24 protein-coding genes are annotated in these 21,178 nt (G+C 61.8%); 13 read left to right on the forward strand and 11 right to left on the reverse strand.

The window, feature by feature from the left end; all coding sequences use genetic code 11:
* Positions 1–151 precede the first annotated feature (151 nt).
* Positions 152–922, forward strand: a complete 771-nt coding sequence (locus tag NMG70_RS16550) for an ABC transporter ATP-binding protein (RefSeq protein ID WP_254025537.1) — start codon at positions 152–154, stop codon at positions 920–922.
* 123 nt (positions 923–1,045) lie between these two features.
* Here NMG70_RS16550 and NMG70_RS16555 read toward each other — a convergent pair whose 3' ends face one another.
* From NMG70_RS16555 to NMG70_RS16580, 6 genes are all read right to left on the reverse strand, one after another.
* Positions 1,046–1,882, reverse strand: a complete 837-nt coding sequence (locus NMG70_RS16555) for a 3-oxoadipate:acetyl-CoA acetyltransferase (RefSeq protein ID WP_254025538.1) — start codon at positions 1,880–1,882, stop codon at positions 1,046–1,048.
* A gap of 9 nt (positions 1,883–1,891) precedes the next feature.
* Entirely contained in the window at positions 1,892–2,326 is a 435-nt protein-coding gene (locus NMG70_RS16560) for a type II 3-dehydroquinate dehydratase (RefSeq protein WP_254025539.1), read from the reverse strand.
* Complete coding sequence (locus tag NMG70_RS16565) at positions 2,323–3,633, reverse strand: TRAP transporter large permease (RefSeq protein WP_254025540.1); 1,311 nt, start codon at positions 3,631–3,633, stop codon at positions 2,323–2,325. The genes NMG70_RS16560 and NMG70_RS16565 overlap by 4 nt, the downstream gene beginning before the upstream one ends.
* The gene (locus NMG70_RS16570) at positions 3,630–4,148 is read right to left on the reverse strand and encodes a TRAP transporter small permease (RefSeq protein WP_091595709.1); all 519 of its coding nucleotides are present in this window, start codon (positions 4,146–4,148) and stop codon (positions 3,630–3,632) included. The genes NMG70_RS16565 and NMG70_RS16570 overlap by 4 nt, the downstream gene beginning before the upstream one ends.
* Positions 4,149–4,217: 69 nt before the next feature.
* Positions 4,218–5,204 (reverse strand): TRAP transporter substrate-binding protein DctP, encoded by a 987-nt coding sequence (gene dctP / locus NMG70_RS16575; protein WP_254025541.1) that lies wholly within the window; start codon positions 5,202–5,204, stop codon positions 4,218–4,220.
* A gap of 48 nt (positions 5,205–5,252) precedes the next feature.
* Complete coding sequence (locus NMG70_RS16580) at positions 5,253–6,161, reverse strand: shikimate dehydrogenase (RefSeq protein ID WP_254025542.1); 909 nt, start codon at positions 6,159–6,161, stop codon at positions 5,253–5,255.
* A gap of 177 nt (positions 6,162–6,338) precedes the next feature.
* On the opposite strand from NMG70_RS16580, the gene NMG70_RS16585 reads away from it, so the two are divergent.
* The 7 genes from NMG70_RS16585 (at position 6,339) to NMG70_RS16615 (ending at position 12,635) form a co-directional block, all read left to right on the forward strand.
* A complete protein-coding gene (locus tag NMG70_RS16585; protein ID WP_254025543.1) occupies positions 6,339–7,025 on the forward strand; it encodes a TetR/AcrR family transcriptional regulator in 687 nt (228 codons plus the stop codon).
* Positions 7,026–7,111: 86 nt separating this feature from the next.
* A complete protein-coding gene (locus NMG70_RS16590) occupies positions 7,112–9,004 on the forward strand; it encodes a bifunctional sugar phosphate isomerase/epimerase/4-hydroxyphenylpyruvate dioxygenase family protein (RefSeq protein WP_254025544.1) in 1,893 nt (630 codons plus the stop codon).
* 5 nt (positions 9,005–9,009) lie between these two features.
* Entirely contained in the window at positions 9,010–9,810 is an 801-nt protein-coding gene (gene pcaD / locus NMG70_RS16595) for a 3-oxoadipate enol-lactonase (RefSeq protein ID WP_254025614.1), read from the forward strand.
* Positions 9,807–10,205 (forward strand): 4-carboxymuconolactone decarboxylase, encoded by a 399-nt coding sequence (gene pcaC / locus NMG70_RS16600; protein WP_254025545.1) that lies wholly within the window; start codon positions 9,807–9,809, stop codon positions 10,203–10,205. The genes pcaD and pcaC overlap by 4 nt, the downstream gene beginning before the upstream one ends.
* Positions 10,206–10,207: 2 nt before the next feature.
* A complete protein-coding gene (gene pcaH, locus NMG70_RS16605; protein ID WP_254025546.1) occupies positions 10,208–10,966 on the forward strand; it encodes a protocatechuate 3,4-dioxygenase subunit beta in 759 nt (252 codons plus the stop codon).
* The gene (gene pcaG, locus NMG70_RS16610) at positions 10,966–11,580 is read left to right on the forward strand and encodes a protocatechuate 3,4-dioxygenase subunit alpha (RefSeq protein ID WP_254025547.1); all 615 of its coding nucleotides are present in this window, start codon (positions 10,966–10,968) and stop codon (positions 11,578–11,580) included. Before pcaH ends, pcaG begins: the two co-directional genes overlap by 1 nt.
* Positions 11,577–12,635, forward strand: coding sequence for a 3-carboxy-cis,cis-muconate cycloisomerase (locus tag NMG70_RS16615; protein WP_254025548.1), 1,059 nt, complete (start codon positions 11,577–11,579; stop codon positions 12,633–12,635). Before pcaG ends, NMG70_RS16615 begins: the two co-directional genes overlap by 4 nt.
* A gap of 355 nt (positions 12,636–12,990) precedes the next feature.
* Here the strand turns inward: NMG70_RS16615 and NMG70_RS16620 are convergent, their stop codons facing one another.
* Complete coding sequence (locus NMG70_RS16620) at positions 12,991–13,146, reverse strand: YjiS-like domain-containing protein (protein ID WP_254025549.1); 156 nt, start codon at positions 13,144–13,146, stop codon at positions 12,991–12,993.
* On the opposite strand from NMG70_RS16620, the gene NMG70_RS16625 reads away from it, so the two are divergent.
* From NMG70_RS16625 to NMG70_RS16640, 4 genes are all read left to right on the forward strand, one after another.
* Complete coding sequence (locus tag NMG70_RS16625; RefSeq protein WP_254025550.1) at positions 13,139–13,390, forward strand: hypothetical protein; 252 nt, start codon at positions 13,139–13,141, stop codon at positions 13,388–13,390. The genes NMG70_RS16620 and NMG70_RS16625 overlap by 8 nt on opposite strands.
* Positions 13,366–13,872 (forward strand): LysR family transcriptional regulator, encoded by a 507-nt coding sequence (locus NMG70_RS16630; RefSeq protein WP_254025551.1) that lies wholly within the window; start codon positions 13,366–13,368, stop codon positions 13,870–13,872. The genes NMG70_RS16625 and NMG70_RS16630 overlap by 25 nt, the downstream gene beginning before the upstream one ends.
* Before the next feature lie 20 nt (positions 13,873–13,892).
* Complete coding sequence (locus NMG70_RS16635) at positions 13,893–14,186, forward strand: substrate-binding domain-containing protein (RefSeq protein WP_254025552.1); 294 nt, start codon at positions 13,893–13,895, stop codon at positions 14,184–14,186.
* A gap of 313 nt (positions 14,187–14,499) precedes the next feature.
* Entirely contained in the window at positions 14,500–14,751 is a 252-nt protein-coding gene (locus tag NMG70_RS16640; protein WP_023797634.1) for a DUF6074 family protein, read from the forward strand.
* Between the two features lie 248 nt (positions 14,752–14,999).
* On the opposite strand, the gene NMG70_RS16645 is transcribed toward NMG70_RS16640, so the two are convergent.
* The gene (locus NMG70_RS16645) at positions 15,000–16,265 is read right to left on the reverse strand and encodes a calcium-binding protein (protein WP_254025553.1); all 1,266 of its coding nucleotides are present in this window, start codon (positions 16,263–16,265) and stop codon (positions 15,000–15,002) included.
* 416 nt (positions 16,266–16,681) lie between these two features.
* On the opposite strand from NMG70_RS16645, the gene NMG70_RS16650 reads away from it, so the two are divergent.
* A complete protein-coding gene (locus NMG70_RS16650) occupies positions 16,682–17,095 on the forward strand; it encodes a hypothetical protein (protein ID WP_254025554.1) in 414 nt (137 codons plus the stop codon).
* A gap of 240 nt (positions 17,096–17,335) precedes the next feature.
* Here the strand turns inward: NMG70_RS16650 and NMG70_RS16655 are convergent, their stop codons facing one another.
* From NMG70_RS16655 to NMG70_RS16665, 3 genes are read right to left on the reverse strand one after another with little or no spacing between them, the layout of a single operon-like run.
* Complete coding sequence (locus NMG70_RS16655; protein WP_254025555.1) at positions 17,336–18,535, reverse strand: mandelate racemase/muconate lactonizing enzyme family protein; 1,200 nt, start codon at positions 18,533–18,535, stop codon at positions 17,336–17,338.
* 17 nt (positions 18,536–18,552) lie between these two features.
* Positions 18,553–19,914: a mandelate racemase/muconate lactonizing enzyme family protein gene (locus tag NMG70_RS16660; protein ID WP_254025556.1), complete on the reverse strand. Its 1,362-nt coding sequence runs from the start codon at positions 19,912–19,914 to the stop codon at positions 18,553–18,555.
* A gap of 54 nt (positions 19,915–19,968) precedes the next feature.
* Positions 19,969–21,135 carry a mandelate racemase/muconate lactonizing enzyme family protein gene (locus NMG70_RS16665; protein ID WP_254025557.1) on the reverse strand — a complete coding sequence of 389 codons (1,167 nt, stop codon included), beginning with the start codon at positions 21,133–21,135 and terminating at the stop codon, positions 19,969–19,971.
* Positions 21,136–21,178: the final 43 nt, after the last annotated feature.

The raw sequence follows: 21,178 nt of genomic DNA on the forward strand, positions 1-21,178 counted from the left end.
GGCGCCTTCCTGGCCGGGCGCGATCTCGATTTCGTCCGCGACATCTCGACCAGGATCGTCGTTCTCCACCAGGGCAAGCTGGTGCTCGACGGCAGCGTCGATCAGGTCGTCGATTCCGAAGTGGTGAAGACGATCTATTCGGGAAGCGCCCATGCTTGAGGCAGGGCAGGCATCCCCAAGACAGGCATCCATTGGGAAACCGGGGGCAGAGGCCAAAACCACCGCGCCGAAACTGTCGCTGTCGAATGTGTCGAGCGGCTATGGGCCGGTTGCCATCATCGAGGCGCTGTCGCTGGCGATCGCGCCCGGACAGATCCTCGCGCTGATGGGTAAGAACGGCATGGGCAAGACCACCGTGCTGAAAACCATCCTCGGCTTCGTGGCGCTGCGTTCGGGCGACATCCGCCTCGATGGCGCGTCCATTTCAGGAGTCTCGCAGGCCTCGCTGATCGCGTCCGGCGTCGGCTACGCTCCGCAGGAGCAGGCGCTGTTCCAGGATCTCAGCGTGCGCGACAATCTGCGCCTCGCCTTGCGCTCGGATCGCGATTTTGCGCAAGCCGTGGAACGGGTTTTCGGGCATTTCCCGTTCCTCAGGGAGCGCCTGTCGCAACGGGCAGGAACGCTGTCCGGCGGCGAGCAGAAGATGCTCATTCTCGGCCGCGCGCTGATGCTGCGGCCGAAGCTGTTGCTGATCGACGAGATTTCCGAGGGCCTGCAGCCCTCAGTCGTCGAACGCATCGCCGCGGCACTCTTGCAGGAGCGCAGGACGAACGGCACGACAATCCTGGTCGTCGAGCAGAACCTGCCCTTCGCCCTCGGCATCGCCGACAGCTGGGCGGTGCTGAAGCTCGGCCGGATCGACGATGCCGGGGATGTGACGGCGGGCACAGCGGCCCGCGTTCTTCAGCACCTGAAGATCTAATGCATGTCGCGCAAAAGCATGCCCTCGGGCCTGACCCGCGGGTGCGCAGCGGTTTTGCGATAACGACGTGCGAAGCGACGCCAGCCGCGCGCTGTCGGGCTTCTGTGCGAGGGAACCTTCAGCCTAATTCCGCGACGCCAGACCAAGCGTTTGGCGCGCCTCGTTGACGGTTGCCACATGTCGGCCAAGCCTCTCGACTGAGGCCGCCGCGAGTTCGACGAGCTCAGCGTTGCTGCGCGCCAGGCGTTCCCTGGTGATCCTGATATTATCCTCAAGTCCGGTACGCACTGCGTCTGCTCCGCGCGCCAACGCCCATTGCATTACGATCGTCTGGTTGCGGCCTATTCCGGCCGCTGTCCAGGTGGATTGTGGAAACAGGAGTTTCGCTTCCCTGAGGAGCACATCGAGCAATCTCTCCTCCGCAGGCAGTGCGTTTTGCACGCCCATGACAAACTGGATGTGCGGGCGCTCGCCTATAAGTCCCCCGTCGGCCAGCCGCTTGGCAGTGTGAAGGTGCGACAGGTCGAAGATTTCGATCTCCGGCAGCACGCCATTTGCCTTCATCGCGGTTGCGAGATCACCGATCAGGGCGGGATGGTTCTCGTAGACCATGGATGGGAAGTTGACCGAACCGGTCGAAAGCGAGGCCATGTCCGGCTTCATATATAGCGCCGAGCCACGCGCGGCAGAATCGCGACCGCGCCCGCCGGTCGAGAACTGGACGATCATGCCGGGGCAGTGCCTGCGCACCCCGTCCTGAACGGCGGCGAAGCGCGTTGGTTCTGACGATGAACTCTGATCGTCATTGCGCACGTGGATGTGCACCAGCGACGCACCTGCTTCAAAGGCTTCCTGGGTCGACTCGATCTGTTCGGCCACGCTGATTGGCACCGCAGGATTGTCTTCCTTGCGCGGCAGCGAGCCGGTGATAGCAACAGCGATGATACAGGGTTCAGGCATGGCGATACACTATCGGTCGACCTGGTCCATAAGCCAGCGGATCGCGAGCGGATACCCCTCGGCGCCGAGCCCCGCGATCACGCCGGTGGCGACCTTCGATACCAGCGACCGATGATAGATCTCCTCGCGGCGATGGATGTTCGAGATATGCAGTTCGACGATCGGGCCCGGAAACATTTTGAGTGCATCGAGCACCGGGATCGAAATGAAGCTCAAACCCGCGGGGTTGATCAGAATGCCCGCGCCTTCGTCGATCGCCTCATGGACCCAGTTGACGATTTCGCCCTCGATGTTCGACTGGTGAAAACGGATCGGATGGTCGCCGGCGGCGTCGCGGCACATCCGCTCGATTTCTGCGAGTGTCGCCCGCCCATAGATCTCCGGCTCGCGCATGCCGAGCCGGTTGAGATTTGGGCCGTTGAGAACGTAGATTGGCTTGGTCATGGTCCTATCCCTTGATAGCCCAGCAGGCGCGGCAGCCACAGCACCAGCGATGGGAAGAACGTGATCAGCATCAGGGCGGCAATCATCGCATAGAGAAACGGCATTACGTCGTGCACCAGGTCGCGCAGCGGCACCTCTGCGATGCGGGTCATGATGAACAGCAGCAACCCGTAGGGCGGGGTGACGAGCCCGAGCATGATGTTGACGACGACCATTACGCCGAAATGCACCATGTCGACACCGAGCGCCTCCGCCGTCGGAATCAGCACCGGCACGATTACCAGCAGGATAGTCGTGCCCTCCAGCACGCAGCCCAGGATCAGCAGCAGGATGTTGACCAGGATCAGGAAACCCATCGGCGAAAGATCCCAGGACTTCAGGATCACCGACAGGGACTGCGGAATGTTCTCAACCGTAACAACGTAGTTGAACACCAGGGCGCCGGCGATGAGCATGCCGATCGAGGCGGTGGTGCGGGCGCTGTTGAGAAGCGCATGGTAGAGCTGACCCGGCGTCACGCTGCGATAGACCGCGACCGAGTGGAGCAGCGCGTAGCCGGCGGCGACCGCCGCGGCCTCGGTCGGGGTCATCACGCCGCCCCTTATGCCGACCAGCAGAACGACCGGCAGCATCAGCGCCGGAAATGCGCGCAAGGTGATCCCCGGAAATTCCCTGAGCGGCACCGGCTTCTCGACCGGAAAGTTCTTCCGGCGCGCGTCGATGGCGACGATGATCATCTGCGTCAGGGCGAGAAGAAGGCCCGGCACGATACCGGCAATGAAGAGGTAGCCGATGGATGCATCCGAGATCAGCGCGTAGATGACCAGCGGAATTGACGGAGGAATGATCGGGCCGATGACGGAGGTGACGGCTGTCAGCGCAGCGGCATAGCTCGCCGGGTACTTGCCATCCTTGGTCATGAGTTGCTGCATCATCTTGCCGGTGCCCGCGGCGTCGGCGATGGCCGAGCCGGACATGCCGGCGAAGATGATCGACTGCAGCACGTTGACTTGCGCCAGGCCGCCGCGGAAACGGCCGACAACGGCATTGCAGAATTGCAGCAGCCGGTCGGTCATTGTCCCGGCGTTCATCAACTCCGCGGCGAGAATGAACATCGGTACGGCAAGCAGAATGTAGCTTGTGTAGAGCCCGTTGAGGAGTTGCTCGGCGGAGGTGCCCATGTCCAGCCCTGCAAGCCAGAGATAGAGAATCGACCCGGCGATCATCGAGTGACCGATCGGCAGGCCAAGCAGGGCCAGCGCTGTGATCGCAACGACTGACAGCGAAAAGGGACTCGCGAGATTCATACGCCGGAGCTCGCTTTCGTGGGGTCAAATTCCGCCGGTGCTTCGCCGCGCAGAGCACGCCACGCCAGCCACAGGTAGCGGGCGATCACGGCGACCACGAAGACGAGATAGATCGAGAACAGCCAGTCGAAGCGTATCTTGAGGTAGGCGGTGCTCTCGACCTTCATGAAGGTCACGTAGCTGAAGACGGCCGGAAAGGACCAGCCATAGAGCGCGACGAGCGCGATTGCGAAGGCAAGCGTCATTACCCGCCTGATGTCCGGACCGACTGTGGCGTAGAGGAGATCAAAACGGATTTCCTCTTCTTCGCGAACGACGAACGCTGCGCCGAACAGCACAACCCAGATCCAGAGCACGACGGTGAGCTCGTTGCTCCAGCCGGTCGGCCAGTTGAGAAGGTAGCGAAAAGCGACCTGCAGCAGAAACGCGGCGAACATGGCGCCGATTGCGATGGCGATTGCGTTCTCGGCGCGCCGGTAGAGCCAGCCGCCGACCTTTCTCAATCCCGGGTTCATGATGCCTCCCTGACGGGCGTCTGGCCAAACCGGCCAGCCGGTCGCGGACCGGCCGGCGAGTTCGTCGCGTCAAAGCGCGTTGATCTTGTCGACCATCCCGGCAGGCCATTCCCTGGCCAGGTCGGAGGCAAGATATTGCTCCTGCACATGCTTGCGGAATGCTGCGACATCGGGCTCGTAGATCTTCAGGCCCTTGCCCTTGAACGTTTCAACGAGTTCCTTCTCGCGCGTCAGGTGTTTCTCTGTCGAGAAGTCGATCGCCTTGTCCGCCGCGGCCTGGACCTTTGCCTGCTTCTCGGCCCCCATCTCGTCCCACACCTTTTTCGAGATGCTGAGAAGGTCGAATCCGACAAGGTGCGAGGTAAGTACGATCTGCGACATCACCTCGTAGAACTTCATGTTTTCGACGTTGGGCAGAGGGTTGTCCTGTCCGTCGATTGCGCCTGTCTGCAGGCCGGTATAAACCTCGGCGTAGGCCATCGGCGTCGGGTTTGCGCCGAGTGCCTGGCCGAGGAATTGCCAGGCGTCGCCACCCGGCATACGCAGCTTGATGCCGGCCATGTCGGCGGGAGTCTTGATTTCCTTGTCCGGCTTCAGACCGACCTGGCGCAGGCCGAAATAGGTGGGGCCGAGCACCCTCACGCCGAGCTGGTCCTCGGTCATCCTCTTCAGCTCCGCCCCGGCATCGCTGGCAAAGAACGCCTTCAGGTGCGCGGCGTCACGGAACAGGTAGCCCGCGGTGACGATAGACCACGCCGGAATCTGCTTGGAGATGTCCTGCGGGGCAACGTTGCCCATCTCGAGATTGCCGCGCTGGATGGCGACAAGTTCGGTGCCCTGCTTGAACAGGTTCCCGCCGTAATAACCCTCGAAGGCAAAGTCGTCCTTGATGGCGTCGGCGAACGTTTTCATCATCTCGGCCCGGATGTCCTGTTCCGAGAACACGGCCGAGAAACGCAGCTTCGGCTTGTCCTGGGCGAGGGCGGGAACTGCGGTCGCGGCGGCGAGTGCGCCGGCGGCGACCATAAACAGGCGTCGGTTCATTTCAGCTTTCATGTCGATTTCCTCCCTATGGTCTTCATATGCTTATAGACGTCATTGCCTTCATGTGGCGGCCTCGAAGTGATCTGCCATGGCGCGGCGATCGGCCTTGCGCCCAGTGAAGAGTTCGAACGCGCGGACGGCCTGATAGATCGCCATGCCGATGCCCGGCAGCGTTCTGCAGCCGATCGTACGGGCCGCGACCAACAACTCTGTTTCGGTCGGAAAGTAGATTATGTCGGCGACCCATTTTTCGGCTGTCAGAAGAGCCGTGTCGAACGGTGTTCCGGGGTACTTCGCCATGCCCACCGGGGTCGTGTTGACGATGCCGTTTGACATGCGCACGGCTGCGGCCGGGTCCGGCCACGTCTCGACGCGACCGCCGAACAACGCTCCCATGCGCGACGCAAGATCCGAGGCGCGACTGGGTTGGCTGTCGAGGACGAACAGCCGGCCAACGCCCATTTGCATCAGCGCGTTTGCGACTGCGGCGCCCGCTCCGCCGGCGCCGAACATTGCGACACAGCCCATCGATGCGCCTGTCATCGCCTCGCGAAAACTCTCCGCGAAACCCCAGCCGTCGGTGTTGTGGCCTTCCTTGCGTCCGCCAGCAAAGACGACCGTATTCACCGCGCCTATCGCGCGCGCTTCCGGCGACAACGCATCCAGGACGGGAATGACAGCCTGTTTAAACGGATGAGTGACGTTGAGGCCGTGAAAGCCTGCAATTTCCGCCGCCGCGATCAAGTCGCCGATCGCCGCGTCCGGAAATCCGAGCCTGTCGAAATCGAGCAAAAGGTACGAATAGCCGATGCCGAGGCGCCGGGCTTCACGCTCGTGCATGCCGGGAGTGCGCGAGGACTGAATGCCGCGTCCGACGAGGCCAATCACGACCTTTTCGCTGTCGCCGCTGGCGGCGCCCTTGTGCTCGTTCGCAAGACGGCAAAGGAGGTCGACAAGGCTGTCGCCCATCTCCCGAAATTCCTCCCTGTGCGGGCCGCCTCCCAGCCCAAATGCGGCAATTCCTGGATGGCCCTTGTGTTCACGCCAAACGCGCCGGTAAATGAGCCTGTCGCGATTTGCGAATGATGTACTAACTGGTTAGTTTAGTCAATTGCCGGCTGGCGCCGGGGCGGGAACTCAAACTGCATGACCGTTATCAAGAAGGAACGGAAACCAAAGCCGGACGCGAGCACGACGCGTATCCAGGACCCTGAGGGCACGCGCCGCAACATCCTGGAGATCGCCTCCAAGGAGTTTGCCCTGAACGGCTTGTCGGGCGCGCGCATAGACGAGATTGCGGCGCACACACGCTTCAGCAAGCGCATGATCTACTACTATTTCGGCGACAAGGAAGGCCTCTACCTGCGCGCGCTCGAGAACGCGTATCGCCAGGTGCGCGAGGGCGAGGCCCAACTTGATATCGAAGGTCTGCCCCCCGTGGCGGCACTGACACGCCTGGTGGAGTTCACGTTCGACCACCATCACCGACACGAGGAATTCATCCGCATGGTGATGATCGAGAACATCCATCACGGCCAATACCTCGAACAATCGGATGCGATCCGCGAACTGAACGTGACTGCGATCGACCACATCTCTCGGATCTATTCACGCGGTGTCGAAGAGGGGGTCTTCCGGCCGGGACTCGACGCGGTCGAACTCCATTGGCAGGTAAGCGCACTGTGCTTCTTCAACGTTTCCAACCGCACCACCTTTTCGATGATCTTCGGACGCGACTTCGGCGCGCCGGCACAACTGGAGCGGCTCAAACGCAACAGCGTCGAGATGCTGTTGCGCTTTGTCGCGAAGGACGAAGCTCCCGCAGAACGCTGAGCCGCCGAAACTTGCGGTGCTGCCAGCGCTGCCTTAGTTATGTACGAACTGGTTCGTTCACAAAACAAACCAGGGAGGAGGCGCGTTTGAAGACTTCGATCGCGACGGTGTCGATCGCCGGTGACCTGGCGGAGAAATTCGCGGCAATTTCCGCCGCGGGCTTCGACGGTGTTGAAATCTTCGAGAACGATTTCCTCGCCTTTGACGGCTCACCGCGCGACGTCGGCCGAATGGCTGGTGACACAGGTCTGACCATAACGCTCTTCCAGCCGTTCAGGGATTTTGAGGGTTTGCCGGAGCCCCAGCGCAACCGCGCCTTTGATCGTGCCGAGCGCAAGTTCGACGTCATGCAGGAACTCGGCACCGACCTGATGCTGGTATGCTCGTCGGTGTCGCCGGTCTCGCTTGGCGGGATCGACAGGGCGGCGATGGATTTTCACGAGCTTGGCGAGCGCGCCGCCAAGCGCGGTCTGCGCGTCGGCTACGAGGCATTGGCCTGGGGGCGCCACGTCAACGATCATCGCGATGCGTGGGAAATCGTGCGCAGGACTGACCATCCGAGCGTCGGGCTGGTTCTCGATTCCTTCCACACGCTGGCCCGCAGGATTGAACTCGGCTCCATCCGTTCGATACCCGCGGACAAGATCTTCATTGTCCAACTCGCCGACGCGCCACTGATCGAAATGGACTTGCTCTATTGGAGCCGGCACTTCCGCAACATGCCAGGCGAAGGCGATCTGCCGGTGCGACAGTTCATGCAGGCGGTCGCGGCAACCGGTTATGACGGCTATCTGTCGCTCGAGATTTTCAACGACCAGTTCCGTGGCGGGTCGGCAAAGGCGATCTCCGTCGACGGACGGCGTTCGCTCGTATGGTTGTTGGATCAGGTGCGGCGTGAAGAACCGGCACTTGAGATGGCCATCCCGCCAATGCCCGACCGCATCGGGGTTGGAGGGGTCGAGTTCATTGAGTTCGCGGCCGATCGCCAGGACGCTGGACAGCTTGGATCGCTGTTGCGCATGCTCGGCTTTGTCGAGGCCGGTCGGCACGTCTCGAAGGACGTCACGCTCTACCGCCAGGGCGAGATCAATATTGTCATCAATACCGAGCGGCAGGGTTTTGCCCATTCTTCCTTTGTTGTCCACGGCACGTCGGCATACGCGATGGGCCTGAAGGTCGAGGACGCCGCCGCCACGGTCGCGCGCGCCGAGGCGCTGGGCGCGGAGATCTTTCACCAGCGGGTCGGGCCCGGCGAGTTGTCGATCCCGGCGATCCGCGGCGTCGGCGGCGGACTGATCTACTTCCTCGATGCCAAGACCGACCTGGCAAAGGTCTGGGATATAGAGTTCACGCCGGTCATGCCGGCAAGTTCCGGCAATGGCGTCGGCCTCACCCGTATCGATCATGTCGGGCAGACCATGGCACAGGATGAGATGCCGAGCTGGCTGCTGTTCTATGTCTCGATCTTCAGGGCGACCAAGACTCCCATGGTCGACATCGTCGATCCGGCCGGCCTCGTGCGCAGCCAGGTGATCGAAGGTCTGGACAAGCGCTTCCGCCTCACGCTGAACGGCGCCGAGAGTCACCGCACGCTGGCCGGCCATTTCATCGCCGAAACCTTTGGTTCCGGCGTCCAGCATCTGGCACTCGCAACGGATGACATCTTTGCGACGGCGGCGAAGCTGCAGGCCAACGGCTTCGAACCGCTTCAGATATCGATGAACTACTACGACGACGTAGAAGCGCGCTTCGGTTTGGATCCGGAGGTCGCCGATCGGTTACGCTCAGCCAACATCCTCTATGACCGCGACGACAACGGCGAATTCTTCCAGCTCTATGTGCCGACATTCGGAAAAGGGTTCATTATCGAGTTCGTTGAACGGCGCGGCGCGTATTCAGGATATGGTGCGCCGAACGCACCATTCCGCATCGCCGCGCAAAAACGGCTGATGCGGCCCAAAGGAATGCCAAAGCTATGACAGGTCTGAACTTTGCTCGCATTAATGGCGCGACGATCCACTACCGGCATCGTCCGACAGCTGGCAGGCCGACGGTCGTCTTCGCGAACTCGCTCGGCACGGATATGCGCATCTGGAACGAGGTCGAGCGAAGGCTCGCCGACGACTGTACATCAGTTGCGTTTGACAAGCGCGGACACGGCCTGAGCGAACTGGGTGGCGCGCCACAAACAATCAAGACCCATGCCACGGACCTTGCAGGGCTGCTCGACCATCTTGGCGTAAAGCGCGCGGTGATCTGCGGGCTTTCGATCGGCGGCGTCATTGCGCAATGCCTTTACAAGACGCGGCCGGATTTGATCGAGGGGTTGATCCTTTGCGATACGGCAGCGAAAATCGGTACCGCCGAGATGTGGAACGGGCGCATCAACGCGGCCCTGTCCGAGGGCATCGCGAGCTTTGCCGACGACGTGATGCGAAAATGGTTCACGCCGGATTTCCATAAGAATCGCGGCGAGGAACTGGCGGGTTACAAAACGATGCTGACGCGCCAGGATCCGGCCGGCTACGCCGCTGCCTGCGCTTCTATCCGCGACGCCGATTTCACCGCGACGACCGCCGCGATCAAAGTGCCGACACTCTGCATTGTCGGTGATCAGGACGGATCGACGCCGCCTGAACTGGTGGAATCGCTGGCCCGCTCAATCCCCGCCGCACGGTTCGAGGTCATCGCCGGTGCGGGCCACATCCCATGCATCGAGCAGCCGGAAAGGCTCGCCGGGCTGATCCGTGGCTTTCTGAACGACATGCGAAGAGAGCGCAAATGAGCAAGTCACAACATGGCGACCGATACGTCGAAGGGATGGCGACTCGCCGTTCGGTGCTGGGTGACGCCCATGTCGACCGCGCGGAGGCGGCCAAGACCGAATTCGACACTCCTTTCCAGGAACTGATCACGGAGGCTGCATGGAGCCACGTCTGGTCGCGGCCGAACATCACCAGGCGCGAGCGTTCCATGATCACCATCGCGTTGCTCGCCGCGCTGAAGCAGGACGAAGAGGTTGCGATGCATATCCGCGCCAGCGTCAATACCGGGGCGACCCGCGACGACATACGCGAGGCGCTGCTGCATGTGGCAATCTATGCCGGGGTACCGGCGGCGAATCATGCGATGAAGATCGCCAGGAAGACGTTCGACGAAATCGACGCTCAAGCCGGCTAATCATGACCAACTCGCGCTTTCCCGCCAACCGCACGCCGGAAATCGGCGCCTTCTTTCAGCGCGACCGCAACTGGCATCCGCCGGCCTTCACGCCAGCCTACAAGACTTCCGTGCTGCGCTCGCCGCGACGGCCGCTTCTTTCCCTCGACAACACCCTCTCGGAGCTTACGGGGCCGGTCTTCGGCCACAACATTCTCGGTGAACTGGACAATGACCTCATACACAATTTTGCCGGGCCGGGCGAAAGCGCGATCGGGCCGCGCATCCTCGTCTATGGCCGCCTGCTCGACGAGCGCGGCATCGGCGTCGCCGGTGCGTTGCTGGAGGTATGGCAGGCCAACGCCGGCGGACGCTATCGACACAAGAAGGAGACTTATCTCGCGCCACTCGATCCGAACTTCGGCGGCTGCGGCCGCACCATCACCGGCGAGGATGGCTCCTATTGTTTCCGCACGATCCAGCCGGGGCCATATCCCTGGCCCAACGGACCCAACGACTGGCGTCCAGCTCACATCCATTTCTCGATCTTCGGGCACGGCTTCGCGCAGCGCTTGATCACCCAGATGTATTTCGAGGGCGACCCGATGATCTGGAGGTGCCCGATCGTGCGGACCATCAACAACCGCCGCGCCATTGAAGGCCTCACCGCCGCGCTCGACATGGAGGCAACGATACCGATGGATGCGCGGGCATACAAATTCGACATTGTACTGCGCGGCCGCCGCTCGACGCTGTTCGAAAACCGCATCGAGGGCAACTGATGGTCCAGGCTCTCTGTCGGCTGAAGGAAAGCGCCTCGCAGACCGCGGGACCCTACGTCCATATCGGGCTGACGCCCAACTTTGCCGGTATCGCGGGCGTCTATGACCGCGACCTTGGCACCGCGATGGTCAACGACAATACCAGGGGCGAACGCATCAGGGTCAACATCCGGGTAATCGACGGCGCCGGCTCGCCGCTGAACGACGCGCTTGTGGAGATCTGGCAGGCGGACGCCGCCGGCATCTACAATTCGCCCTCGGATCTGCGCGGCTCCGCCGACCCCAATTTTACCGGCTGGGGTCGGCTGCCCACCGACATGACGACGGGCGAATGCATGTTCGAGACCATCAAACCCGGCCGTGTGCCTTTTTTCGACGGCCGCAAGATGGCGCCGCATTTGACGGTCTGGATCATCGCGCGTGGAATCAACATTGGCCTTCACACCCGTATGTATTTCAGCGACGAGGAAACGGCCAACGCCGAGGATCCCGTCCTGATGCGCATTGAGCAAAGAGAGCGCGTGTCAACGCTGGTCGCGCCGCGCGATGGCGACATCTATAAGTTCGACATTCATCTCCAGGGCATCAACGAGACGGTCTTCTTCGACATATGATCGCGGCATTCGACAATCCCCTCCTGTCCGGGCTTCTCGGCGATGAGAAGATGGCGACGCTGCTCGGCGTCGAGGCCGAACTTGCGACGATGCTGCAATTCGAGAAAGCGCTCGCCGACGCAGAAGGTGCACTCGGCATCGTCCCGGCGGCTGCAGCAAGCGCAATCGGGCGCGTCCTCGACAACTTCCGGCCGGAAATCCAGGCTCTGAGGGACGCAACGGCGCGCGACGGCGTCATGGTGCCGGAGCTCGTGCGGCAGATCAGGCATGCTGTCGGAGAGCCGCATTCGGAGCATGTCCATTTCGGTGCGACCAGCCAGGACGTGATCGACACGGCCATGATCCTGAGAATTCGCGCCTGTATCGACCTGTTGGAAGAACGGCTTTCGGCTCTGGTGGTCGCCTTCGGCGATCTCGGCCATCGGTTTGGCGATCGCCCGCTGATGGCCCGAACCCGAATGCAGGCAGCGATTCCGATTTCCGTAGCCGACCGCGTCACAAGCTGGCGCGAACCGCTCGTGCGCCACCACGAGCGGCTTCAATCGGTGCGAGGATCGGTTCTCGTCGTCCAGTTCGGCGGCGCCGTCGGGACACTCGAGAAGTTCGCAAACAAGGGCGCCGCCATCCGTGCCGCGCTGGCCCGGCGGCTAAGCCTCGGCGACGCGCCGCAATGGCACAGCCAGCGCGACCGCATCGCGGGGCTGGCCAACTGGCTGTCGCTTGTGACGGGCGGCCTCGGCAAGTTCGGGCAGGACATTGCGCTGATGGCGCAGGCAGGCGACGAGCTGCAACGAGTGGGCGGCGGTTCATCGTCCGCGATGGCGCACAAGCGCAATCCCATTGACGCCGAGATGCTGGTGACGCTTGCCCGCTACAACGCAGTCCAATTGTCGGGAATGCATCATGCGCTGATCCATGAGCAAGAGCGCTCCGGTGCAGCCTGGACGCTGGAATGGTTGATCCTGCCGCAGATGCTCATGGCGACCGGAGCATCGACCCGTGTCGCGGACAGGCTGGTCCGAACCATCGCGGCAATCGGAGGCAAGATCGACTGATCCCACCACGCGGCTCACGCCGTGGATCTTGCGATTTAGCCGTCTCCGCTACCACTTGGTCAGTAAGATCAAGCGGTCACGTAAGCTACCATCAGCTACACAGTTGGCTATAAGCTATTGACTTGATAGGTTTTGGTGGGCCCGTAGGTGTGCCGGGAACGTTGATTCCATTGGGCTTCTCGTGGCAGCGACGCCCATACATTGCGCTGCAGGCGCTGCCTCGCCATAGATGGTCGCGGTATCACGGCAGCGCGGCGCGCCACCCGCTGCCCAGGTGCCCAGGTGCCTATCCCGGTGCGCGATTCCGAGCGGCCATCCCAAAGCTCCATCATCTGCATACCCCGCCTCCATTATCTCAACGATGCAGGCTGGCGTGGCGGGCATGCTCGCGGATCTCTTCGCGAGAAATGCCAGCATCCGCCAGTGTGCTGTCGGGGGCCTGCCTCAAGCTCGCAAGCGTCTGGCGATAGGCAAGCCAGCGGGCGAAACGGTGTCGAAGTCTATTGAACATGATCGTCTCCTTTGGCGCGCAGAAAGCCCGCGCGCTGGGGTTGGTCGAAAACGCAAAGCATCTGCGCGAAGCGCATGCGCGATCGCAAGGATTGCGCTGGCTTCTTGGCCAGTCGAGGCGCTTGTCACTGTCGCTCCAAGCAGGATTGCCTGCATACTTGCGCCCGGTGCCCGCTTCGCGCTACAGGCACGGTCGCAAGGAGTTTTTCATTTCTGCAAAATGGATATCGGCTGGGACGATCTGAGGCTGTTTCTCGACGTTGCGCGGCTGGGTGGCTTGAGCGCAGCGACGGGAACCACGCGCCTCAGCGCAGCCACCCTTGGACGACGCGTCACCGCGCTCGAAAAGCAGATCGGCGAACCGCTGTTCGTGCGTCAGCAGACAGGCTACCGGCTGACCCCGGTCGGTGAAGAACTGCTGCGGCGCGCCGAAGACGTCGAGGCAGCAATGCAGTCGCTGTCCCGCTGGCGCGAGGGGAACCTGCCAGACCGCATTGTCCGCGTCTCGGCCGGGCCATGGACCTCAGCCTTCGTTTCCGCCCATATCGGCGAGATCTGGACGGTCGATGACGGCATAAGGGTGGAGCTCGTCACCACCACCGACCGCGTCGACATCGGCCGCCGTGCCGCCGACATCGGCATCCGCAGCGAGCGCCCGACCGAGCAGTGGCTGGCCGGCCGTCAGAGCGGCAAGGTCGCTACGCCATTTATTCCGGACGCCGCCTGATCAACGGCATCGCTGCCGGATTGTTCGTCGGCGTCACCGGCGAAGCGGCAAACATTGCCTCGGCGCGCTGGCTGCGCGCCCATCACGGCGACCGCATCGCCGTGCGCGGCAACAACACCCATTCGGTGCGCGAACTGGTGGCCGCCGGCGCCGGGCTGTCGATCTTTCCGTGCTTCGTCGGTGACAGCGATCCGCGGCTGGTCCGCGTCGCTCAGCCTATCCCCGAACTGGAACCGACCAATGGATCGTCACCCATCACGAGGAACGTCACTCGCCGCCGGTACGAAAAGTCGCCGACCGGATTACCGCCTTGATGCGGGCGCACCAGCCGCTGTTTCGCGGCGAGACGCCGATTCGGTAAGCCTCAGGCGTCGATCGGCCGCAAGCTGAGCCGCATGCTGGCACTCGTGCCCAGGCCGGCTCCTGCGCCGTCAGGCCTAGGCCGTAATACTTCAACAGGGATTCGAAGTCGCCATGCCGCTGCGTCCAGCCGCTATTCGCGGCACCGACCATCGAGGCCCAGCGGACGCTTTGTTCCATGGCTGACCACCGTCAAAAAGAGCGCTGTTAACCAAATTTTCTAACCCGCCAATGCTTATTCGCGCGACTGAAGGGGTGAGGTGATCGATGTGCGATTCAAACATAAGCGCATTTCCGCTGCATCGGCGGCGGAAATTGGTCGAAGGGATCGCCCTGGTCCTGGAGTCCAAGAACGGGGAGGACGCGAACGCCTTCTGGCGCAACACCGCCAAGGCAATTCTCGTTCAATTATCCGAATCAGGAATTGCACCCGGGCTGGCCGAACAGGAAGTCGGAACGCTTCTTCATGCTGTCTTGGATGATATAGCCACCCGCAGTGCGGCGAAACTAGCACAATAGCATCGGCTGGCTCACGACGATGCATTGCGCGTGGCACCACTGCATTCGTCAAATGCAAGGTTTTTCAATGCGGATGAAAAGATGGCCGCGTTCGTCGAAATCATGCCTCACCGTTGCAGGCACCGGCCAGTCGGGTCATGAAGGGCTCGGATGAGCCCTGACGTCCCTTACTGCTCAATGGGGAGGGAAATCCTGCGCATGGGCGCGATCACGCCCGGTCTATGTAGCTGCGCCCCACCCATGCGCGCCTATAACACGAAGAAGTCGTCCACTGTGAGGAATGTGCTCGGGTCCACGGCGGCAAACTTGACAGCCGCCGCTCCTCCTGCCCCGTCCACATCGAACAGCAGATCGCCGGTCTGCTTGTCGTAAACGATGTGGTCGCTGTCATCCATGGCGTGCTTGCCGACGACGAAAACCGCAGCGAAAAGCGAGCCGGCCGACAGCCCGACGAATGCGGAGCTGTCCAGCCAGAACACGTCGTCGAGCGCATTGAAATCTTCTATCCTGTCGTAGTTCGCCGGCCCAAGTGCGTCGAACACGAAGACATCCCTGCCCGCCTCGCCGGCCAGCCGGTCGCGGCCGGCGCCGCCATTGAGGATGTCGTCGCCAGCACCACCTCGCATGTCGTCGGAGCCGGCGCCGCCGTCGAGGACGTCGTCGCCAGTGTCACCGCGGACGCCGTCTGCGCCCTCACCTCCGCTGATCTCGTCATCGCCAGCGCCGCCCTTCAGCCAATCGGTGCCCGCGCCTCCAATGATGTCGTCGGCGCCCGCGCCGCCGAACAGCTGGTCGTGGCCGGCACCGCCGTCGAGCGTATCGTTGAACGGGGTGCCGCTGATACGGTCGCCCCCGCCCAGCGCGGCGACGAGCACGGCATGATCATGGCTTGCGTAGCTCGCGATGTTTTTGGCGTCGGTCAGGGTAATGGATTCGGCCGGCGGAGTGACGGTGATCGTAATCGTCGCCACATTGCTGTTGCCCTGGCCGTCCGTAACGTAAACCGTAAAGCTGTCGGTGCCGATGAAGCCGGCCTCCGGTGTGTAGTCGAACAGGTTTCCGCTCAGAAAATCCGCATGATAGTGCAGGGTAGTGCCAGAATGACCCTGGTGAAACGGGTAGTAGTTACCGTCGAAACTCGTCTCCTGCTCCAGGGTGCCGCTGTCCGGACCGTCCAAGACGATAAAGGTCAAGAGATCGTAGTCGGCATCTGTCGCGCTGAACTTGACGTCGTCGAGAGATTGCGCCAGCGAAATCGACAAGTCCAGGTCGGCAACGGTGGGTGCGTGATTAACGAAGGTGTCGGACTGAAGCACGCCCCCTTTCAAGATGATCTGGTGCTGACCGTATTGGGTGTTTTCGCCGCCGAAATATTCGTTCGCCCCGATCCATGTCACCGTGAGGTCGTCGGGGCTGTCGGCGCTGATCGAGACGATCCGGACCGACCGGAAGGCCGCCTGGTCGGACACGGTGCGGAGAAAATTGCCTTCGTTGTCGAAGACCTGCGTTTCCACAGTCGTCCAGGTTTCGGTCCTGCCCTCGTGGGTGAAGCTGGTGATGGTGAAGAAGCCATCGAAGACATCGACCGAAGCTAGTTCGATCCCACCGAAAGGGAAATCCGGCTTTGCGCCTATCGGTCCGATTACGTCGCCGTCTGTTTCCGTAATGCTGAAAAGGACCGAGTCAGGGGTCGGATTGGGATTCTCGGGTTCGTTCCATACGATGAGTTCACTGCCATTGCTTAAGATCGGCATCCTGTCTCTTCCTTGCCTTTGCGCCGGACGTGCTGCGGATGCCCCCAATTCCAACAGTAACATGTTACGCGAGACGGATCGGTGACAAACCCAGCCGCCCTTCGCCTTCTTCGAATGTGGTTAAATTTTGTTTCTCTCGGGCGCGGGAGGTTCTCTCTTCACAGGGGGCCTTCGCTTTGAAGCGTGGTGGCGTGGACAGTCGCTGTTCTGACGACAGTGTTTTTTATTACGCAGGCGAAGACGGATCAGTTGCAGTCACCATGCCGTTTGGTCGCGGCAACTTTACCACCTGCTTTCGAAGCCGATTTACGTCGGCAAGACTCAGGCACAGGGATCAGGTCTACGAAGGAGAGCGCGAGCCGATCGTCACGTCGGCTACATGCGAGGCGGCCCAAGCACTCCTCGCCTCTCAGGCGCCGCTGCGGCGAAGCCAATCCAATGTCACGCAACCTCATCTGCTCACCGGGCTGCTGTTCGATGAAGCCGGCGAAAAATTGCGATCGGGTTCATGCCAACAAAAAGGTGTTCGCTATGAATCGTCAGAGCCAAATTTCGTGATCACACCTATGACCGCCTCGAGCGGTCGGTGAGCGCCTCCAGGGCCATCACCCTTGTAGCGGTTGAGAATCCGCGGCGACATAGAGGACGCACGCGGCACTGGATTCCAGCCGTAGCCGCGCATCACGTCAATATGGGCAGCAGCGACCGACATCAGCACCGCCGGCCACACCGGCGCGCCCTCTGCGTCTGGCCAAGACGTCGTCTAGCTAGAAATAGCCAACAATGGATTTGACCTCGAGGACATGCCCTCGAGGACGCAAGAAGATGGTTCAGTCGAAGAAGCCCGCATCCTCTTCCCTGAGATACTTCCTGGCTGCTTCGGCGTCGATATCGAGGCCCAGCCCCGGCGCTTCCAGCAGGTCCACCATGCTGTCCTTGACGACCTGCGACGGCAGGCCGATTACGAGGTCCTCCCACCAGGGATCGGAGGCGCTCGGATATTCGAAGGCGATGTAGTTGGCCGGCAAGGTGGCGCAGACATTGATCAACGCGCCGAGGCCAAGCAGGCCGTTCGCCGTGCCGTGTGGCGCCATCAGGATCGAGTGCATATGGGCGTGCTCGGCTACCCATTTCAGCTCGGCAATGCCGCCGACATCGGCCGGGTCCGGACCGATGATACGGACCGCCTGCGTTTCGATCAGCTCCTTGAAATTGTGCCGCAGGTAGATCTGCTCGCCGGTATGGATTGGCGTCGAGGTGGAGGTGGTCAGCTCCCGATAGGCCTGCGGATTGACCCACGGCACATAGTCGCCGGTCAGCATGTCCTCGAGCCACATCAAATTGTACTTCTCGACCGCGCGAGCGAACCTGATCGCATCGGGCAGCATCCAGCCCGGGCCGCAGTCGAGCGCCAGGCTCACCTTGTCGCCCAGCACTTCCTTCATCGCGATCACGCAGTCGAGCATGTGGTTGAAACCGCGCTCGCTGATCACGCCTTGATCCATGGCACCGTGATAGCCGGCCTTGTTCTGCGTCACGCCGTAGTGGAAGCCGTCGATGGTATCCTTCATGTTGGAGTGGAACGAGATTCCTTGCTTGATCATGAAGAAGTTCTGCGGCTGCTCCATCATCCATTTGACGTCAGCGGCGTAATCCTCCGGCCGGTCGCCCGTGCGTTTCCTGCGGATCGAGCCGTTGTAGACGCGCACCTTGTCGCGCACCTTGCCACCGAGCAGTTTATAGGCCGGCACGCCTGAGGCCTTGCCGGCAATGTCCCACAGCGCATGCTCGATAGCGCTTACCGCCGCGCCATAGGGCTTGAACGAGCCGCGTTGGCGGATCTTCAGCATCACCCGTTCGACATCGGTCGGGTCCTCGCCGATCAGCGCCTCGCGGAAATGCAGCACCCAAGGCTTGAGGTAGGGCTTGGTGTACTCGACCTCGCCCAGGCCATAGAGGCCCTCGTCGGTGACGATGCGAACGATGGGGTGCTTGCCGATGACGGCACAGCGGAGATCGGTGATCTTCATCTTCGGTTCTTTTCGCCTCAGCTCCAGGTGCGATCCCAGGAATACTCGTTGTCCCAGTGATCCGTGGGCTGCCAGATGCCGGTGACACCCGGCTGCAGATGCTGCGAGATCACCTCGTCGACGACGTCGTCAGTCCCCAGGCCCGGTCTGTCGGGAACAGTGATAAAGCCGTCCTTCACGAGCGGCTTGGCCACGCCGGTGACGATATCGTCCCACCAGTCGACATCGGCAGAGTGATATTCGAGCGCCATGAAGTTTTCGGTCGCGGTCGCGACATGTGCCGCGGCCATTGCGGCGATTGGACTTTCCGCCATATGGATCGCCATGGCGACGCCGTGGTCCTGCGCCATGTCGCCGATCTTCTTGGTCTCGAGGATGCCTCCGCTGGTGAGCAGGTCTGGGTGGATAACGGATAGGCCGCCGCTCTTGAGCAGAGGCTCGAAGCCCTCCTTGAGGTAGATGTCCTCGCCGGTGCAGATCGGCACCGTGGTGGTCTCCTGCAGTTGTCGGTACTGCTCGGTGTACTGCCATGGGATCACGTCCTCGAGCCAGGCTGGGACATATTTTTCAATCCGCCTGGCGAGGCGAATACCGTTCTGCAGCGAGATGTGGCCGACGTGGTCGATGGCGAGCGGAATATCCATGCCGATAATTTCGCGAACCTCGGCGATGTACTGCTCAAGCAGGTCGAGGCCCTTGTCGGTAAAGTGGAGGCCGGTAAACGGGTGGCGGACGTTATGCAAATCGTAGGCGGCGTTGCGGGCGCGCCGCTGTTCAAGGGTTTTGACCGGGCCGCGGCCGGGCTGGACGAGGTACCCATCAAGTGAGCCGGCAGGAGACACGACCGCACCGGGGACATCGGCGATCTGCATCAATCCCAGATCCATCTTGAGGAAGGTGAAGCCGAGCGCCATGCGCTGCTTGAGCCGCTTGCCGGTCTCGGTGCCGCTCGGCACGGTGGCGTCGGTATCGCAATAGAGGCGCACCTTCTCGCGAAACCGGCCGCCGAGCATCTGGTAGATGGGCACGCCATAGGCCTTGCCGGCGAGATCCCACAACGCGATTTCGACCGCAGACACGCCGCCGCCTTGCCGGGCGTGCCCGCCGAACTGCTTGATCCGGCGAAACAGGCGATCGATGTCGCAGGGGTTCTCGCCAAGCAACCGGCTCTTCAGCATCAGTGCGTAGCTGGCGCTGGCGCCGTCGCGCACCTCGCCAAGCCCGACGATGCCCTGGTTGGTGTAAATCTTGAGCAACGTTGAGGTGAACGGCGCGCCGACGATTTCGGCTACCCGCATGTCGGTTATGCGAAGGTCGGACGGCTTGGAATTGGTGTTCACCCGATTGAGCGCCTCGTCGGCGCCACCCGTCTTTGCCATGACTTATCCTCGTTCAGGTGGCTGGGGCTTGTCGCCGCACGCCGGGCCGCCTTGCTAGCCAAGCTCGATCTCGTGGGCCTGCAGGTAGTCGCGGTTCATCTCGATACCGAGACCAGGCTTCGACGCCAGCTTGAGGCTGCCGTTCGAGACGTCGAGCGGTCTGTCGATGAGGTGATCGTATTTGCCCAGGTTCCACTCCGACGTTTCAAGCTTGTAGAAGTTGGGAACGGTCATCATCACCTGCGCTCCCGCAACCACGTTGATCGGCCCGGCGGCGTCATGCGGCGAGACCGGGATGTAGTAGGCTTCGCATAGGGCGGAAATCTTCTTGAGTTCGGTAATGCCGCCGGTCCAGGTGACGTCCGGCATGATGAAGTCAGCGAGCCTGTTCTCGAGCACCGGCACGAAATCCCACTTCGTGTGGCCGCGCTCGCCCCACGAGATGGCGGCACTTACCTTCTCACGCACCTGTTTGAGGGCGTTAAGGCTCTCGGGCGGACACGGCTCCTCGAACCAGTCGATCTGGCCGGCTTCCTCGAGGCTTCGACAGAGGCGAATGGCGGTGGGAACGTCGAAGCGGCCATGCGCATCGATGAGAATGTCGACGTCATGCCCCGCCGTTTCGCGGATCAGCGCCGTGAGTTCGGCGGCTTCGCGCTCGTCCTTGCGGGTCATGCTGCCATCGAGGTAGCCGTCTCGCTGTTCGCGGGGCAGGCCATCGGCGCTGCGGCCCTGGTGGGGGTACGGATCGAACTTGAGCGCAGTGTGTCCGGACTCGACGATGTCCAGGATTTCGCGGACCACAGCCTCCTTGCTGGTGAATTTGGCCTGGTTGGGATGGGTGTAGAGCGCGATTTCATCGCGTACCGGTCCGCCCAGCAGCTCGTAAATCGGCTTACCGAGCACTTTGCCGCGGATGTCCCAGAGGGCAATATCAATGGCGCTCACGCATTCGACGGCGGCGCCGCGGCTGCCCATATAGGTGAAGCTGCGAAAAATCTTGTGCCAGAGATGCTCGATACGCGCAGGATCCTCGCCGGTCACCGCGACACCGATCTGCCGCAGGATCGTGCAGAGAGCGCGGTTGGCGAGCCTTGTAGTGGTTGTGATCTCTCCCCAGCCATTCACCCCCTCATCGGTCGTCACTTCGACGAACAGGAACTCACCCCAATAAGAAGCATCGGACTTGATCAGCCACGGCCGAATGCTCGTGATTTTCATCTCAATTCCTTTATCTGAAATGGTCAGGCTAACGATTTTCGAG

The organism is Mesorhizobium ventifaucium (genome assembly GCF_935822925.1).
Classification (GTDB): domain Bacteria; phylum Pseudomonadota; class Alphaproteobacteria; order Rhizobiales; family Rhizobiaceae; genus Mesorhizobium; species Mesorhizobium ventifaucium.